This window comes from Nostoc sp. WHI (genome assembly GCF_015714725.1).
Lineage (GTDB): Bacteria > Cyanobacteriota > Cyanobacteriia > Cyanobacteriales > Nostocaceae > Nostoc.
Window position 1 is genome coordinate 1 of sequence record NZ_WBKM01000214.1, and the last position, 16,424, is coordinate 16,424.

The 16,424-nt window shown below is 42.9% G+C and carries 12 protein-coding genes; 7 read left to right on the forward strand and 5 right to left on the reverse strand.

What is annotated here, in order from left to right:
* Nucleotides 1-61: 61 nt before the first annotated feature.
* Nucleotides 62-676 (reverse strand): TetR/AcrR family transcriptional regulator, encoded by a 615-nt coding sequence (locus tag F8S12_RS21155; protein ID WP_196518136.1) that lies wholly within the window; start codon nt 674-676, stop codon nt 62-64.
* A gap of 151 nt (nt 677-827) precedes the next feature.
* Here F8S12_RS21155 and F8S12_RS21160 point away from each other — a divergent pair, with 151 nt between their 5' ends.
* The 3 genes from F8S12_RS21160 to F8S12_RS21170 all read left to right on the forward strand — a co-directional run bounded on the left by F8S12_RS21160 (nt 828) and on the right by F8S12_RS21170 (nt 4,919).
* Nucleotides 828-2,456 (forward strand): M16 family metallopeptidase, encoded by a 1,629-nt coding sequence (locus F8S12_RS21160; protein WP_196518138.1) that lies wholly within the window; start codon nt 828-830, stop codon nt 2,454-2,456.
* 383 nt (nt 2,457-2,839) lie between these two features.
* Nucleotides 2,840-4,333, forward strand: coding sequence for a M16 family metallopeptidase (locus tag F8S12_RS21165; protein WP_230968169.1), 1,494 nt, complete (start codon nt 2,840-2,842; stop codon nt 4,331-4,333).
* A gap of 376 nt (nt 4,334-4,709) precedes the next feature.
* Nucleotides 4,710-4,919 carry a hypothetical protein gene (locus F8S12_RS21170; RefSeq protein WP_196518142.1) on the forward strand — a complete coding sequence of 70 codons (210 nt, stop codon included), beginning with the start codon at nt 4,710-4,712 and terminating at the stop codon, nt 4,917-4,919.
* Nucleotides 4,920-5,020: 101 nt separating this feature from the next.
* On the opposite strand, the gene lspA is transcribed toward F8S12_RS21170, so the two are convergent.
* Nucleotides 5,021-5,491: a signal peptidase II gene (gene lspA / locus F8S12_RS21175; RefSeq protein ID WP_196518144.1), complete on the reverse strand. Its 471-nt coding sequence runs from the start codon at nt 5,489-5,491 to the stop codon at nt 5,021-5,023.
* Between the two features lie 74 nt (nt 5,492-5,565).
* Nucleotides 5,566-6,153, reverse strand: coding sequence for a biotin transporter BioY (locus F8S12_RS21180; RefSeq protein ID WP_196518147.1), 588 nt, complete (start codon nt 6,151-6,153; stop codon nt 5,566-5,568).
* 391 nt (nt 6,154-6,544) lie between these two features.
* Between F8S12_RS21180 and F8S12_RS21185 the strand changes: the two genes are divergently transcribed.
* The 4 genes from F8S12_RS21185 (at nt 6,545) to pstB (ending at nt 10,550) form a co-directional block, all read left to right on the forward strand.
* Nucleotides 6,545-7,618 (forward strand): PstS family phosphate ABC transporter substrate-binding protein, encoded by a 1,074-nt coding sequence (locus F8S12_RS21185; RefSeq protein ID WP_196518149.1) that lies wholly within the window; start codon nt 6,545-6,547, stop codon nt 7,616-7,618.
* A gap of 223 nt (nt 7,619-7,841) precedes the next feature.
* Nucleotides 7,842-8,783 carry a phosphate ABC transporter permease subunit PstC gene (gene pstC / locus F8S12_RS21190; RefSeq protein ID WP_196518151.1) on the forward strand — a complete coding sequence of 314 codons (942 nt, stop codon included), beginning with the start codon at nt 7,842-7,844 and terminating at the stop codon, nt 8,781-8,783.
* Nucleotides 8,780-9,706, forward strand: a complete 927-nt coding sequence (gene pstA, locus F8S12_RS21195; protein WP_196518153.1) for a phosphate ABC transporter permease PstA — start codon at nt 8,780-8,782, stop codon at nt 9,704-9,706. The genes pstC and pstA overlap by 4 nt, the downstream gene beginning before the upstream one ends.
* A gap of 40 nt (nt 9,707-9,746) precedes the next feature.
* Nucleotides 9,747-10,550, forward strand: coding sequence for a phosphate ABC transporter ATP-binding protein PstB (pstB, locus tag F8S12_RS21200; protein WP_196518155.1), 804 nt, complete (start codon nt 9,747-9,749; stop codon nt 10,548-10,550).
* A gap of 182 nt (nt 10,551-10,732) precedes the next feature.
* Here the strand turns inward: pstB and F8S12_RS21205 are convergent, their stop codons facing one another.
* Both F8S12_RS21205 and F8S12_RS21210 read right to left on the reverse strand, forming a co-directional pair.
* A complete protein-coding gene (locus tag F8S12_RS21205) occupies nt 10,733-14,758 on the reverse strand; it encodes a TonB-dependent receptor (protein ID WP_196518157.1) in 4,026 nt (1,341 codons plus the stop codon).
* Nucleotides 14,755-16,299, reverse strand: coding sequence for a DUF11 domain-containing protein (locus F8S12_RS21210; protein WP_196518159.1), 1,545 nt, complete (start codon nt 16,297-16,299; stop codon nt 14,755-14,757). The genes F8S12_RS21205 and F8S12_RS21210 overlap by 4 nt, the downstream gene beginning before the upstream one ends.
* Between the last annotated feature and the right edge of the window lie 125 nt (nt 16,300-16,424).

Sequence of the window (16,424 nt, forward strand, 5' to 3'; positions counted from 1 at the left end):
GGGAGTGGGGAGTAGGGAGTAGGGAGTGGGGAGTAGGGGAAAAATAACCCATGTCCAATGCTTACTCTTTGGCTAAGACTCCATTCAGGAAGATATCAGCCAGTCCTTCTGCCATTTGCTGCATTTGTTGGGGAGAAGCGTCTGGCTCTATGATGGTGTTGTTGGAAAAACCTGCGATCGCAAACATTCCGAGGAAAACTTTAGCAACTAGCTTGGCATCCATTTGGCGATAGATGCCTTTATCCATCGCGCTTTGAAAGAACGCTTCGCCCACATCAGTCATTTTGGTAATCACTTCTAATTGGATGCGATCGCGCAGATCGGGGTGAAATTGCACCTCCATAAAGCAAACGCGCATCACATCGGCATTTTTTTGAAAATTCCACATCCGACGGCGCATCACCTGCGCTACAGCTTTATAGCTTCCCATTTCACTCAGTTCTGTAAGCAAATCTGTCAGAATCTCTACCCATCCACTTGTAGCTACTTCTACCAAAATCGCCTTTTTATTGGGAAAATAACGAAAGAGAGTGCCTTCAGCTACACCTGCTGCCTGTGCTAACTCACGGGTAGTAGTGCCGTCAAATCCCTTAGAGGCAAACAATCGTTGTGCTGCTTCTAAAATCCGGGTGCGTGTCTGAGCCTCTGAGGGAGGAGAAGAATTAAAAACTCGCATAACAGTTATGGTGAGATATTTGGAACAGGATTTGTAGGATTATTGTCTAACGTCAAGTACAAAGCGCCATTGAAAGCTTAATACAAAATTAACGCTCTTTTGCTAAGTACCTTGTTTTTTAAGTAGTGTAACCTTACTTTGATTTTTGCTTATGAACCAACTCAATTGCTTGCAACCAATATTGGATTTATCAAAGAAAGTATCCCTTACACTACGTTGGCTGTTGATTACGTTGTCAGTTCTGATCATATTCTGGTGGGGACTGTTGCCAGAAATGGCTCTGGCTCAAACTCAGAGGGTGCTGCAACCGATAAAAACTCAAACTACACCAAATCAAAATCAAAGCTCAATCCAACCTTATTTGGATCGAGTGATTAAGCAGTTAACAGAGTTTCGTCTCGACAATGGTTTGAAATTCATTGTCTTAGAACGGCATCAAGCACCTGTGGTTTCCTTTCTTACTTATGCAAATGTCGGTGGCGTGGATGAGCCAGATGGCAAAACTGGTGTTGCTCACTTTCTAGAACATTTGGCGTTCAAAGGTACAACGCGCATTGGTACAGAAGATTACAAAGCCGAAAAACCACTACTTGAAAAATTAGAGCAGTTGGATGCTCTAATTAAAACAGCGAAAGCCAATGGCAAGAAAGATGAAGTTGCGCGATTACAAGCTGAGTTTGAGGAAGTGGAATCGCAAGCAGCTAAGTTAGTCAAGCAAAACGAACTAGGGCAAATTGTCGAACAAGCGGGAGGTGTGGGTTTAAATGCCAACACTTCAACCGAAGCCACTCGTTATCTGTACAGCTTTCCTGCTAATAAGCTGGAACTTTGGATGTCGCTAGAGTCGGAGCGATTTCTCGATCCTGTAATTCGTCGTGAGTTTTATAAAGAAAAAGATGTAATTTTAGAAGAGCGACGAATGCGGGTAGATAATTCACCCATTGGAACGATGGTAGAGAAATTTATTGATACTGCGTACAAAGTCCATCCCTACAGGCGTCCGATAATTGGTTATGACAAAGATATCCGCAATTTGACGCCAGAAGATGTGCAAAAGTTTTTTGATACTCACTACGTACCAAGTAACATAGCGATCGCGATCGTCGGAGATGTTAATCCGGTTGAGGTGAAAAAACTGGCACAAACTTATTTTGGACGTTATCAAGCTAAAACTAAAGCTGTTGAGCAAATCCCGGTGGAACCGCTACAACAACAAACACGGGAAGTTACTTTACAACTACCTTCTCAACCCTGGTATTTGGAAGGTTATCATCGTCCAGCCATGACTCATCCAGATAATGCAGCTTATCAAATCATTGGCAGTTTATTAAGTGATGGGCGCACGTCTCGGCTGTATAAATCTTTGGTAGAAAAGCAGCGTTTGGCGCTAAATGCTCAAGGTTACAGTGGATTTCCTGGAGATAAGTATCCAAACCTGATATTTTTCTATGCTCTCACGGCTCCTGGTCATACAGTTGATGAGTTGGCAGTAGCTTTGCGCCAAGAAATTGACAAATTAAAAACTGAGCCTGTAACGGCAACTGAGTTGCAACGAGTCAAAACTCAAGCACGGGCGAGTTTGTTACGCATCCTCGCTTCTAATATGGGGATGGCTGAACAATTGTTGGAATATGAGGTAAAAACTGGTTCTTGGCGGAATTTGTTTAAGCAATTGGATGATATTGCGGCGGTGACGACTGTTGATATTCAACGGGTGGCAAAGAAGACGTTTACGCCGGAAAATCGCACGATTGGTAAGCTGTTATCGAAAGAAGCTTAGGGACTTCCCAATAAAAAATACTCAACGACTTATTTATTGTGGGGTGGGCGTCCCGCCATTGGTGTTAACTTAAGCTAAAATCCCTTTCAAACCTCGTTTCTAGCCTCTGGCTGGAAATGCACATCATTGCGGCTCTGCCGCAAGTCTTGAGGCGGAGCCTCTCGGAATACATTCCCAGTCGGAGACTGGGAACGAGGCAATCTCTCAAAGCTCTGTCTAAACTGATTTTTAAGTTAAGTTGACACCAATGGCATCTCGCCTACCCGTAATCAAATGCGGGTAAGGTGCCCACCCCACAGATTAAATAATTTATTTGTTGGAAATCCTTTCAGAGAAACGAACCGCAAAAGGCGCAAAGGAAGAGAAATATGCAGAGGTATGAGATGAAGGGTAAACAATTCAAAATCAAAAATGGGAAGGGGCTTATTTATGTTTTGGTTGCTGTTTTTGTGTGTTTACTTTTAACTTGTAACTTTTCTCTGGCGGCGACGGCTGAAGCGAAGCATTACAATGAGTTGCAACTTGCACCGCTACCTGAGATTAAGTTACCCAAGTATGAGCGGTTTGTTCTCCAAAACGGCTTGGTTATCTATTTAATGGAGGATCACGAGTTACCCTTGGTGAAGGGTACAGCCTTAGTACGAACTGGGAGTCGTTTGGAGCCACAACAGAAAGTCGGGTTGGCTGGTTTTACAGGTGCGGTGATGCGGACTGGGGGAACTAAGAATCATTCGCCTGATGAACTCAATGAGATATTGGAACAACGAGCAGCTGAGGTTGAAACTAATATTGGTGAAGCTTCTGGTACTGCTAGCTTTGACGCACTCAGTGAAGATTTAGAAACTGTGTTTGAGCTATTTACCCAGGTGCTGCGATCGCCAGTATTCGCTCAAGAAAAGCTAGACTTAGCTAAGACTCAGGTTAGAGGTGGTATTGCTCGTCGCAACGACGATCCAGATGATATTGCTAGTCGAGAATTTGAGAAATTGATCTATGGGAAAGATAGCCCTTATGCTCGCACGACAGAGTATGCAACGGTGGATCAAGTTTCCCGTGAGGATTTGCTCAAGTTCTATCAGCAATATTTTCACCCCAATAATATGATTTTAGGGATTGTGGGAGATTTTAATCCCAAGAAAATGCGATTGCTCATTGAAGCTAAGTTTGGCGACTGGAAGCTCAACCCCAAAATTGCGAAACCCCAATTACCAGAAGTTTCGCCAGCTAATGCAGGTGGAGTCTTTTTTGTGAATCAACCACAACTGACGCAAAGTAGTGTGCTTATCGGGCATTTGGGCGGAAGGTTCGACAATCCAGACTATCCAGCGCTGAATGTATTGAATGAAGTCTTAAATGGATTTGGCGGACGCTTATTTAATGAATTGCGATCGCGTCAAGGTTTAGCTTATTCTGTATATGGCTACTGGAGTCCCCGCTACGATTATCCGGGAATGTTTATTGCTGGTGGACAAACGCGATCGGATGCTACAGTACAGTTTGTCAAAGCCTTACAAGCCGAAATCAAGCGTATCCAAGCTCAAAGAGTGACAGCAAAAGAATTGACTTTCGCCAAAGACTCTACACTCAACTCTTTTGTGTTCAACTTTCAAACCCCCAGACAAACCTTATCACGGTTGATGCAATACGAATATTACGGCTATCCTGCTGATTTCCTCTTTCGTTATCAAAAAGCCGTCGCCGCCACCACCGCCGTTGATGTGCAACGAGTAGCACAAGAATACCTCAAGCCAGAAAATATCGTAACTCTAGTGGTAGGAAATCAAACCGCCATTCAACCGCCCCTGACGCAGCTAGCTGCAAAGGTAACGCCGATAGATGTGACGATTCCCAATTCGCAACCAAAAGCAAAGAATTAGTGGTAAGCTAATCGCCACTCATTTTTCCCGAATGATTCGCTTGTAGTAAGCGGCTCCAGCACTGCTTTTATGCAAGTTAGCGTCAATAATTAAAGGTTTTTAGTGAGGGTTTCATCTCTCACTACAAAACACTACGCAAACAAAATAGGGCTTCATCTGTCACTACAATTCAATACAATACGGTTGGGTTAAGATCCCCCCGCCTGCGGCGACCCCCTTAAAAAGGCTACCGTGTACACACAAGTTGAATTTCTTCTTAAATACCCAAAGATTACCTACTTAATTGCAGTGATGGTTAGGGTGGGGTAAAACTAAAGCTAAAACCTTAGTAAATAAGGTTTCAGGTGAGGTTTTGAGAATTTATGCAATAAATATATTGAATTCGGGTGGTCGTTTATTGAATTCGGGCGGTCGTTTATTGAATTCGGGTGGTCGTTTATTGAATTCGGGCGGTCGTTTATTGAATTCGGGCGGTCGTTTATTGAATTCGGGCGGTCGTTTATTGAATTCGGGCGGTCGTTTATTGAATTCGGGCGGTCGTTTATTGAATTCGGGCGGTCGTTCATTGAATTCAAGCAGTGGTTAAGGTGGGGTAAAACCCAGATTCTTGAACAACTTCAGACTTGTGTGTACACCGGAGCTTAAAAAGGGGGTAAACAAATTTTAAAATTTTTATATTACTGAATGTTACCTACCAGTTGAAGTCGGTGTTTTTTGGAACGAAGCAATTAACAGGCAAACAATACCGATACTAATAAATGAATCTGCTACATTAAATACAGCAAAGTTAATCAGGCGAAAATCAAGAAAATCAACAACATAGCCTAAAGCAAAGCGATCAATACCATTACCCATAGCTCCACCTAAAATCAAACCATAGCCTAGCTGATCCCACAGATTTAACGCTGGACTAAACAACGCCAACGCTATCAATACTAAACTCACTCCTAAAGATAGCCAACGCAACCACTCTACTTTTCCACTTAACAAGCTAAAAGCAGCACCAGTGTTAGTGACATAGGTGAGGTGAAATATTCCAGGTAAGAGTGGTAGTGTTTGCCCCAAGCTGAAGGTTTGCACCACCCAGTATTTTGTTATTTGGTCTAAGAAAAAAGTTATGAGGGCAGCAATCCAGAAAAGGCGATTTTTTAAATGCATGGCGAATTAGTCATTGGTCATTGGGCATTAGGCATTAGTTATTAGTCATTGGACAAATGACAAATGACAATGAACTAATAAAACATTAAGTGACGCAATATATATGCTATTACAGTTACGGCACAGACTACAGTTAGTTGCCCTGGTAGTGCAAACCAGGAGTACCTAAGGATGGCTTGCATCAAGGATAGATTTTCTGTGCCTTTCCACTGAAAAAGATAACTAATAATCAAATAAGTAATACCGCATAAGTGGAGAGTTAACAAGCCGCAAACGCAACTAAATGCAAGGGTTTCTAGTCGAGGTCTAGCTTTAAAGGCGAACAAGCCACAAATCCAAGCTCCAGGAATAAAGCCTAGCAGATAGCCAAACTGAGAGAGCTTCACATAACCGATACCACCACCATCGGCAAATACAGGTAATAAGGTTAACCCCATCACTAAATAGGCAATTTGCGAGAGTGCACCAGCATTTTTGCCCCCTAAACAACCCACCAACAGTACTGCGCCAATTTGAAAAGTGACACCTAAAGAAAAAGTCTGAATTCCTTGCTTACTCCAACTCCAAGGTAAGGTGATGCCATAAGCTTCTAGGAAAGTGCCACCCACTGTTAGGAGTAAGCCAACCATAGACCATAATAATTGATTGGAAGCAGCAAACATTTATCAGGCAACCAAGGAAAGGCAAAAGCGAAAACCAACAGCAACCAGTATAGACATTAATATATGAACTCTCCCACATTGGCTTTGCCTGTACTGCTTCCGGTAGGGAAGTACCATGTAGCTTGCTTAAGAGTAGGAGTACGCAGAAATTAAAAAATATTTAAAGCGTACCAAAATTATTTGTATTTTACTTTATTCAGTGCTAAATCTTAGTATAATTTAAACCACATCTTAAATTATTACGTATTTGAACCTGTGCCTTTACTAACTTTAACTTTGTAAATCATAAGTATGCGTTAGCATTTACTTAACCATTTGTTAACTTTTTTTCTGACTCTTCAGTGCTAATGTTCATACTGTTAATCCATAGCATAATTTATAAAAATCCTTTATGTTCTCTTCAAAGATGCGGTTGGTTGCTCCCCTAGTTGCTCTGGCAATTGGTATTGGCTCTTGCGGCGATAACAATCAAGCTTCTAACAACCCTACCCCAGCGACTGATGGCGGCGCTAACCCAACCACCAATACAGCAGCCGGATCAAATTTATCTGGAACAGTTCAGATAGATGGTTCCAGTACTGTCTATCCTATTTCTGAGGCAATGGCGGAAGAGTTTCAAAAGGCGAATACTGGGGTAAAAGTTACTGTGGCTCAGTCTGGTACAGGTGGAGGCTTTAAGAAGTTCTGTGCAGGTGAAACTGATATTTCTAATGCTTCGCGCCCCATCAAAGCAGAAGAAGTGGAACTATGTAAAAAAGGTAATATTGAGTATATTGAATTACCGATCGCTTATGACGGACTTTCAGTGGTAGCTAACCCCAAAAACGACTTTGCACAATGCCTCACAGTTGCCGAACTAAAAAAAATGTGGGAGCCAGCAGCTCAGACCAAAGTCACCCAATGGAACCAAATTAACCCTAAATTTCCTGCTCAGAAAATAGGTTTGTACGGCCCTGGTACTGACTCCGGTACTTACGATTATTTCACTCAAGCAGTTGTGGGTAAGGAAGGAGAAAGCCGGGGAGACTATACTGCTAGTGAAGATGACAATACATTGGTACAGGGTGTGAGTTCTGATCCAGGTGGTGTAGCCTTCTTCGGCTATGCCTATTACGAAAACAACAAAGACAAATTAAAGCTTGTAGCCATTGATGGTGGTAAGGGCTGTGTTCAGCCTAGTCCACAAACGATCGCTGATGGTACTTACCAGCCCCTGGCTCGCCCAGAGTTTATCTACATCAAAAAAACAGCAGCGACGCGTCCTGAAGTTAAGGCTTTTGTTGATTTCAATTATGCTCAGGCAAACCAAAAGCTAGTTACTGAAGTGGGCTACGTGCCTTTACCTAGTGACATAGTTCCTGAAGTTCAGGCACGTTTCAATAGTGGGAAAGTAGGTTCGGTTTTTGAGGGTAAGGGTTCTCAAATCGGTGTAACTCTGAAAGAACTTCTCAAGAAAGAAAAGTAAGAGTTATTCCTTAATTACTCTCTTGAAAATGTAACTTTCTCAGAACAATTTGCACTAAGCCCTAGTAGCTGGAGGTAGCTGCTTGTAAATAAAGTCAGCATAGGTAAATTTAATTTAAGGCTCATAGTCTTTAAAGTAAGTTTTACTTCCAGCTTGAAGGTAGCTTTTACAAACTGTGCACAGTGCCGATAAAAAGAGTTTGAATTTATGAGGTTGTCCCCAAATGACTACCAGCCCACCATCTAATGAACCAGATAAATCCAACTTATGGCAGCCCAATCGGACTTTGAGTAAGCGAGTAGAAACTGGTGTAAAAGCGCTGTTTGCCTTGTTTGCCTTTGTCTCAGTTTTAACTACAATTGGGATTGTCTTAACGCTGATTTTTGAAACTGTAGAATTTTTTCAAGAAGTCTCCATCTGGCGGTTTTTAACAGACACACAATGGACACCCCTGTTTACTAATAAGCAGTTCGGAATCATAGTGCTAATTAGCGCCACATTGCTCATATCTGTAATTGCGATCGCGGTAGCATTACCATTAGGATTGTTAGCCGCTATCTGCTTAAGTGAGTATGCGCCAGCTAAACTTCGCAAATGGCTAAAGCCAGCCTTAGAAGTATTGGCAGGCGTACCCACTGTTGTTTTTGGTTACTTTGCATTGTTCACAGTTACACCTTTCCTGCAAACATTCATCCCTGGGATACAGGGATTCAATGCTTTGAGTGCGGGTATAGTATTAGGAATTTCGATTATTCCTTTGGTAGCTTCTTTGAGTGAAGACGCTATTTATTCCGTTCCGCGTAGTTTACGGGAAGGTGCTTATGCTTTGGGATCAACCAAGCGGGAAACAATTACTTCAGTAGTATTACCGGCGGCTTTATCTGGGATAGTAGCTTCTTTTATCTTGGCTATTTCCCGCGCCATTGGTGAAACAATGATTGTTACCATAGCGGCTGGACAAAATCCTCAGTTGGGCTTCAATCCTTTAGTGCCAATTCAGACAATGACAGCATACATTGTCCAAGTAAGTAAAGGAGACACACCGGCAGGCTCACTGGCGTATAAAACTATTTTTGCGGTGGGTATGACTTTGTTTCTCATCACCTTAGCCCTGAATGTTTTTAGTTACTGGTTTGTTCGGCGCTTCCGGGAGAAATACGAATGACAACGAGTGATACTAAGTCTACAAATCAGTCTGGGGTAAATCCGAACTTTGACCTCGCGCTCAATAAACGCTACAATCTCGACAAAGTTTTTGCGATCGCAACTTGGGTTGCAACTTCATTTGCGTTGCTAGTGTTAGTTGTTTTGCTCATTGATGTCTTAACTGATGGTATTGGACGCTTGAATTGGTCTTTTCTTACCAGTTTTTCTTCTCGCCGTGCCTCCTCTTCTGGGATATTAGCTCCCTTAGTTGGTACTATTTGGCTATTGGTAATAACGGCCTTAATTTCCTTTCCCTTAGGAGTGGGCGCAGGAATTTTCTTAGAAGAGTATGCCAAAGACAACTGGTTTACTCGCTTGATTGAAATCAATATTGCCAATTTAGCCGCAGTGCCATCGATTATTTACGGCTTACTGGGCTTGCAAATTTTTGTCCGGTTAATAGAACCAATCACCAAGGGACGCAGTGTGCTAGCTGGTGCTTTAACCTTAAGTTTGTTGATTCTACCAATCATCATTATTACTACTCGTGAAGCGCTGCGTGCGGTTCCCGATAGTCTGCGGCAAGCAGGTTTTGCCCTTGGTGCCAACAGGTGGCAAATCATCCGAGAACAAATTTTTCCCATTGCTTTACCAGGTATACTTACTGGTACAATTCTGGCACTTTCACGAGCGATCGGCGAGACAGCTCCGTTGATCGTAATTGGGGCTGTTGGGTTCATTACTTTCTTACCTGACCCTTCTTTAAAAGGTTTGCAAAGTTCTTTTACAGCATTACCAATTCAGATTTTTGACTGGGTTTCTCGTCCTCAAGTAGAGTTTCATCAGAATGCTGCTGCTGGCATTATTGTTTTGATGATCGTGTTGCTGTTGATGAATTCAACAGCAATATTTTTACGTAATAAATTCCAGCAGTCACGCTAAATAAATCAAATGTAGATTTTCAGTATTTACCTAAAATTTTATGGTATTAAACTCAAAAACCGCAACTTACGAGAGTATTTTACAAGCTGAACAATTATCTGTTTTCTATGGTAATTTCAAAGCAGTTCGTGATGTCAACTTAAAGATTGGCAAAAATAAAATTACCGCTCTTATTGGCCCTTCTGGATGTGGTAAAAGCACCGTACTAAGATGTTTTAACCGCTTAAACGACTTGATTCCTGGCGCACACATTGAGGGAAGAATTACCTTTGATGAAACCGATATTTATGACAAAAAAATTGACACAGTAGAATTGCGCCGTCGGGTTGGCATGGTGTTTCAAAAGCCTAACCCTTTCCCAAAATCAATTTATGAAAATATCGCCTTTGGAGCCAGAATTAACGGTTATCGAGGCGATATGGATGAATTAGTAGAGCGGAGTTTAAAGCAAGCTGCTTTGTGGGATGAGGTTAAGCATAAACTCAAACAAAGTGGTCTATCTATATCTGGTGGTCAACAGCAGCGCTTGTGTATTGCTCGTGCTTTAGCCATTCAACCAGAAGTTTTACTAATGGATGAACCCTGTTCAGCCCTTGACCCAATTTCAACTTTGCGGGTTGAAGAATTACTCCAAGAATTGAAGTCGCAATATACGATTATTATCGTCACCCATAATATGCAGCAAGCTGCGCGGGTGTCAGATATGACAGCATTTTTCAATGCACAGGCGACAGAAACGGGCAGCAAAATGGGATATCTGGTTGAATACGATTTTACAGAGAATATTTTCAACAATCCTAAGCAGGAAGATACCAGAGATTACGTCAGTGGCAAATTTGGATAAATATTTCACATTAATTAGAGATACACAGTATCCAAAAGTTCATTTCTCAGGCTTCTGTTTAGAAGCATTAAAAATGCTGAGTTTACCCGTCTTTTCTTTCTCTGCGCCTCTGCGCCTCTGCGTGAGATGATGATGCTTTTATGTAAAACTACGTAAAATTCTAAATATAAAACTATTTATATTTAGACTCCATCTGCTCTGCTGCTCCTCTGCTCGCGTACTCTATTTAACAAAGTTTGCACCGTAGATTCCTGCTGCGGTGGAGCAATCTTTTGCTGTCCAAAGCCATCAAATAATTCGTTCAGCTTGACCGTTATCCCCAAATATGCACCGCCTGCGGAACGTGTTCCTGAGAAATCCCGGTCATCGACTTTACCAAACACATATCCACCAGAAAGACGTAGATTAGGCGTCAGGTAGTAGCCTGTTTCGACAACAAAGCCTGTTTCGCTGTAGCTAGATTGAGTGATAAAACGAGCCTCACCTACCAAATCCCAGCTATATCCCAAGCGATAGGTAGCCCGAAATTGGGCTAGATTAACTGTACTAGCACCAGCTAAATCGCTAGCTAAGTAAGAAGTGCTGTTACGCAAAGCATATTTACCATAAAATTCCCATTGCCAGTTAGGAGCGTAGATAGTTTCTAAAGCAAAGGTATGGTCTTCAGAACCTGTACCACTTCCTAACAGAATCGTGTCAGGGATAATTGCTGGATTTTGGCGATATTCATAACGCAACAAAGCATTAAGTTTATCATTGTTGGGGTCGCGGTAGGCTAAACCCAACTTCATATTAACAGTATCTCCCAGTCCTGAAAGTTTTTGATTGGAAGAGTTTGCTTGTTGATAGCGCACCAAAGCTGTCAGCGCCGGAGAAATTTTACCCGTCGCGCCTGCGGTAATTACTGTATTGCTCCCACCAGAAGAGGAACGATGTTCGTACCGAGCGCTAGCCTGAAACTGAGGATTATCAGAGTATTCCAGCCCCACACTATAGCTATCCCCCCCATCAAATCCGATCGCAGATGCTGATTGACCAAAAGCGTAGGGTTGGGCATATTGTTGACCTGCTCCAGTCCGTGCGAAGAAGCTGCCAAATACGTGCTCATAAGCTAAATTTAGCCGCAATCCTGAAGCGATCGTCCAGCGATTATTTAGACCAATTGCTCCTTGGGTAGTCAGTTCATTGGCACCACCCAAAATAGAGTAACGACCGGTCAAGGTAGTATCAGACCCAAGTTTGTGTTCACCGTTCACACTTAAGCTGGTGATAGAATTACCCGAAAATTGACCGCCAGTGTAAAACTGTTGGGCTAGACTGACATTTACACCAGGAATTACTGCCCAATTCAACCCTAAAATAGTCCGGTCTGGGTAAACTGTATCTTTTTGAGAAGATAAGCTCAGTTCATTTTGCGCTTGGAAAGTTAGGTTTTTAGCGATAGGAACTGAAAAACGCGATCGCAATTGATCAGAATTGCTATTCAAGGCGCTGTCTGGAATACGGTCTTCCCGACGACGATGAATCCAATCCACATCCAAAGTAGCTTTACCCAGGCGTTGTTGAATCCCGGCGGAAATTGTTGTCAGAGAATTATCAACCTTGCTACCAGGTATCGCCTCAAAACGAGGTGCAAACAGTTCTTCAAAGGTATCTAACGGTTGGGGAGCAATGCCAAAATTTTCTTCGTGGTCATATTGCACCCTGACGTTGGTGCTGGCGGTCACTTTAGCTGTAACCTGCGCTCCATAACGGCTCTGTCCTGGGACAAAGCTGATAGTGGCATTATTAGCAAAACCCGTATCGGCAAAGCGATAATAGGCACGACCTTGAATCCCATTAGCAATCTGTCCCTCAGCTTCCAAGCGGTAAGCATCACCGCTAACCTTTCCCACAACATCAGAATCATTATTGGAATGGGCATATTCTGCAATTAACTTACCCTTGTCACCCAAGGAAATCAGCGCATCTGCACCATACAGTTGAAAGTCACGCACCCCCTGATTTTCTTGGACGTAAGTTGCTCCTATCCAACTTTCGGTGTTGAGGTTGCGGGAAAGGTTATATTGCAAACGACCAGCATAGATATTGCTATCAGAGTCTTGGCTGTCGTATTGATAGCTAACAACGATCCGGCGTGCTAATACTTGTCCAGTTTGATCAATATCTGTACGAAGAATAGGTTCGCGGAATAATAAAGTTCCGCGATCATAATCGATTTCGTAGTCTGGGCCTCGGTTGAGCTGTTTACGTTCTAGTACAGTCCCAGGACGATTGAGTTCCTCTAACTCAATAAAGACATTTTCACTACCTGGTTGTAGTATTCTGCGAGAGAGGAAGTAATAACCACTGGTGCCATCAGGAGCAATGGTATCCCGTTGGAATCCCTCTAATTGGTTGCCATAGAAACCTGTAATTTGTAAGTTTCCTAAGTTGTAGTTAGCTTTAAAGCCGTGAAGTTGACGAGTAATAGAAGTAAATTGCTGCGATCGCCGAGCAAATTCTTCCGTGTTGTAGTCACCCCACATGGCATAATCAGGATCAGATCCGGGGATACGAGTTGAACGCTCGAAACGCAGAAATACACTGTCAATGGAAGGAGCTAAGACATCAACTTGAGAACTATCGCCATAGACAGGATAGTTTTGCTCACTAAATTGATAAGTTCTAAACAGACGATTATCACAGTTGCAATCTTCATTGAGGCTACGAGAACTGTTATATGCACCTGTAAACAACCACTCCCCGATCGCACCAGTTGCAAATATCGCTGAACGGAAATCTAATTGCGTTCTATTGTCTTTGTCAGGAGGTAGGAAATCACGGAAACTACCATAATAATTTGTACCTCTAGCGCCCAAACGCAAATCTATGACTCCTGTTACCAAACTCGGACGCAGTGCTGTTTCAAATTGCAGTTGGGTAAAGGCTTCTAAATCATTAACTATTGCCCGAATTCGGACAGTTTGAGCTTTCAACTGCGATCGCAAAGTAGCTGTAAATTGCCCCGCTTTCGCCTCTACTTGAAATCCGGGTTCATCGGGTTTGAAGTCTTTCCCAACTAACTCGCCAGCAGTAGGTATCAGAGTGATAACAGCATCACGATTAGAGCGATTGCCCTTCTCATCGATAAGTTGACCCCGAATTGTAGCTGTAGAACGTCCATCCGCAGGGATACGGGACTCAACTGTTTCTAAAGTTAGTTGCTGCGGCGCTCCCCGGACTGCAACTTGCACCGTTACAGGGGGTTCTGTCCCTCCTAATACTTGTGCAGAGATGGTGTTTTCACCTTCTTTTAACGAGACACCATACCATGTCTGTGTTACCAAGTTGGTACTGGCATCAGTTTCCGTCCGTCCAACTAAGGAAGGATCTACCAACGCGCCATTCACCCGCAATTCCAATTGACTACCAACGGGAAATTGCACAATCACACTGGTAGCTTGTACATCTACAACAGCGTTAGCCGTCGGAGTCAGGATTTTGATTGTTGTAGAGATAGGGAGAGTGGGAGAAATTTTCTCTTTGACTTCGACTACTTGGGCTATTTTGCGTAAGCCTCTAGGCAAATCTACAGAAGTTGCTGGTTGGAATGGTTGTATTTCCGTGAGGGAAGTTTGAAACTGTGTCTCAGTGTCTTTACGTCCGTCCTTCTTATCCTGTATTCCGGTTATTTTACGTAAGCCTCTAGGCAAATCTACAGAAGTTGCTGGTTGAAATGGTTGTATTTCCGTAAGAGAAGTTTGAAGCTGTGTATCAGCGTCTTTACGTCCGTCCTTCTTATCCTCTATTCCGGCTATTTTGCGTAAGCCTCTGGGTAAATCAACAGAAGTTATTGGTTGAAATGGTTTTATTGCCGTTTCAGTTAGTTGGATATCTGGATTTGAAGTATCAATAGCTAGTGCTGGAGAAGTTGAGGTAACTTCGAGCGGTGGAAGTTGCAGCTCGGAATTTTCTAGGAGATGGGGAGAACTTAAATTCATGCTTTTTTCAGCAACTTTGTTTTGATCCGCTTGATCTTCGACACTCTTCTCGGCTTGCAAAGGAGAGTTGGGGGCTAGAGATTCGCTCTGGGAGTGGAAAAGGAGGTTTTCACTGGCGGGTTCTGCTTTGACTATGGCAGGATACAAAACGAGGCTGAGAGCTATCGGCATTGTCCCCATCAATCTCAGGTTAAAAGTAGTTGCACCGTGCAATCTGGGTTTCATTTCTTGACTGGCTCCTGGAAGGCGGGGGTAACTGCGAAGTTCATGCGTACCAAGCCACCAGGCTCTAAACGCACTAGACGAGATTGGCTATTGCGTTCACGGAATTTTTTGTTAGGAGCTAGGGTATAATCAGGGAGAATACTGAGGTCTAGTACACCTGTGTGGTATCCAGGTAAGGCATTAGCTAAAGAGAACAAACCATTAGGATCTGTGGTGATCCGGTTTCCGTCCTCTAGAAAAATTACTGCATTGGGAACTCCAGGCTCACCAGACTGCTGTTCACCATCAAAGTTTTTATCAACAAATACGCGACCGATAATCGTGCCACAGTCAGAAACGATTCCTGGACGAATTTTCAACTGGTGCGTTGCTGGGCCATCCTTGGTGCTAAAACGGTTATCAGTTCGTTGGGCATTAACGATCGCACTGTTGCGACCAGTACCACGTAGCGCATCGCTCGTTAGTTGAGCAGCATAGGCAATATTCAGGACTTTATCGGTGGGAATCGTTACATCTGAGCGGAATATCACTGTGTTTCCATTGCGTTCCGAAGTGATAGTGACTGGTGTGCCATCCATCTCTCCCCGCACAGATTTAGGCAAGAAGTTGAATCCTAAAGGTAAGTTATCGGTGGCAAATATATTATTTAGACCAGCATCAGCTAGATTTTTTATTGAGAGGCGATAGATTACCGTATCCCCAGGTTCAGCAGCAGCGCGATCGCCTGTTTTGATAATCTGCAACTGATTGGCTTGACACATATTTGTGGTGAATTCAAAGGCTAATAAGTTCAGTCCCACAAGTTCTGCATTCGGAACCAAAACAACTGTTTGCTCTACCCTGACCTGACCTGTGAGATTAATTGGTTGACCATCTAAAGAAGTTGCGACATACCGCACGACACTATTACCTTGGATACCAGTGCTATCAAGGATTTCAATTTTGATGCGTCGTTGTTTGTAGATAGAAGTGGGGGGTGCATTAACTACAAAAATGTAGGTTCTACCTGGATCAGTTTGACCCTTATTCGGATCGAGCAGGAAATTGTAGACACCCGCAGGGTTATTCGTAACGAAGTAGGGATTACTATTCTCGGTATTTGGCGATTTACCGCCAGGAACATTGTTATTAGGAATATTGGGTAACTCTGTTCTAGTCAAAGAAACTAAGCTTCCTAATTCTGTCCCCGTTGGGTCACTAGAATTGAGTTCGTAGACACCAACTGAAAAACCTGTATAATCAGGTAAAATTGTGCCAGCGCAACCTAATATTTTCCCTAATGGGTCAATTAATAAGTTAGGACTAACATTGATTTGACTAGAACTTCCTTGATATTGATCATTACCAGTAGAATCTGTATAAGTATAAGTAGCTTGATTTATTAATGGCAAAGACGCAGCCAGATTGTTAGTCTGTTGTGCGATCGCTAGGATAGGTATAGTAGTATGCAAAACACTTGCCAGGAGAACAGTAGTTGTTAACCGTCGCCACCAGCAACTGCTAGAAGTAATTTGCTTTTGAGGACGGCTCACTAAACACATCTCCTCTGGAATGTCAAGCTTGTTGTTAATAAAAGCACTTATTTATTTGTGGAAATCTAGTTAAGCCAAAACCCTTTAAAAATCTCGTTTCCAGGTGGAACCTGGAAATGCTGTTTATTGCGGCT

Excerpts from the sequence above, each read along its gene's own strand:
- pstC (WP_196518151.1), top strand. The coding sequence starts at position 7,842 with ATGACTACCAGCCCACCATCTAATGAACCAGATAAATCCAACTTATGG.
- F8S12_RS21165 (WP_230968169.1), top strand. The coding sequence starts at position 2,840 with ATGAAGGGTAAACAATTCAAAATCAAAAATGGGAAGGGGCTTATTTAT.
- F8S12_RS21210 (WP_196518159.1), bottom strand. The coding sequence starts at position 16,299 with ATGTGTTTAGTGAGCCGTCCTCAAAAGCAAATTACTTCTAGCAGTTGC.
- pstB (WP_196518155.1), top strand. The coding sequence starts at position 9,747 with ATGGTATTAAACTCAAAAACCGCAACTTACGAGAGTATTTTACAAGCT.
- F8S12_RS21185 (WP_196518149.1), top strand. The coding sequence starts at position 6,545 with ATGTTCTCTTCAAAGATGCGGTTGGTTGCTCCCCTAGTTGCTCTGGCA.
- F8S12_RS21160 (WP_196518138.1), top strand. The coding sequence starts at position 828 with ATGAACCAACTCAATTGCTTGCAACCAATATTGGATTTATCAAAGAAA.
- F8S12_RS21205 (WP_196518157.1), bottom strand. The coding sequence starts at position 14,758 with ATGAAACCCAGATTGCACGGTGCAACTACTTTTAACCTGAGATTGATG.
- pstA (WP_196518153.1), top strand. The coding sequence starts at position 8,780 with ATGACAACGAGTGATACTAAGTCTACAAATCAGTCTGGGGTAAATCCG.
- F8S12_RS21155 (WP_196518136.1), bottom strand. The coding sequence starts at position 676 with ATGCGAGTTTTTAATTCTTCTCCTCCCTCAGAGGCTCAGACACGCACC.
- lspA (WP_196518144.1), bottom strand. The coding sequence starts at position 5,491 with ATGCATTTAAAAAATCGCCTTTTCTGGATTGCTGCCCTCATAACTTTT.
- F8S12_RS21180 (WP_196518147.1), bottom strand. The coding sequence starts at position 6,153 with ATGTTTGCTGCTTCCAATCAATTATTATGGTCTATGGTTGGCTTACTC.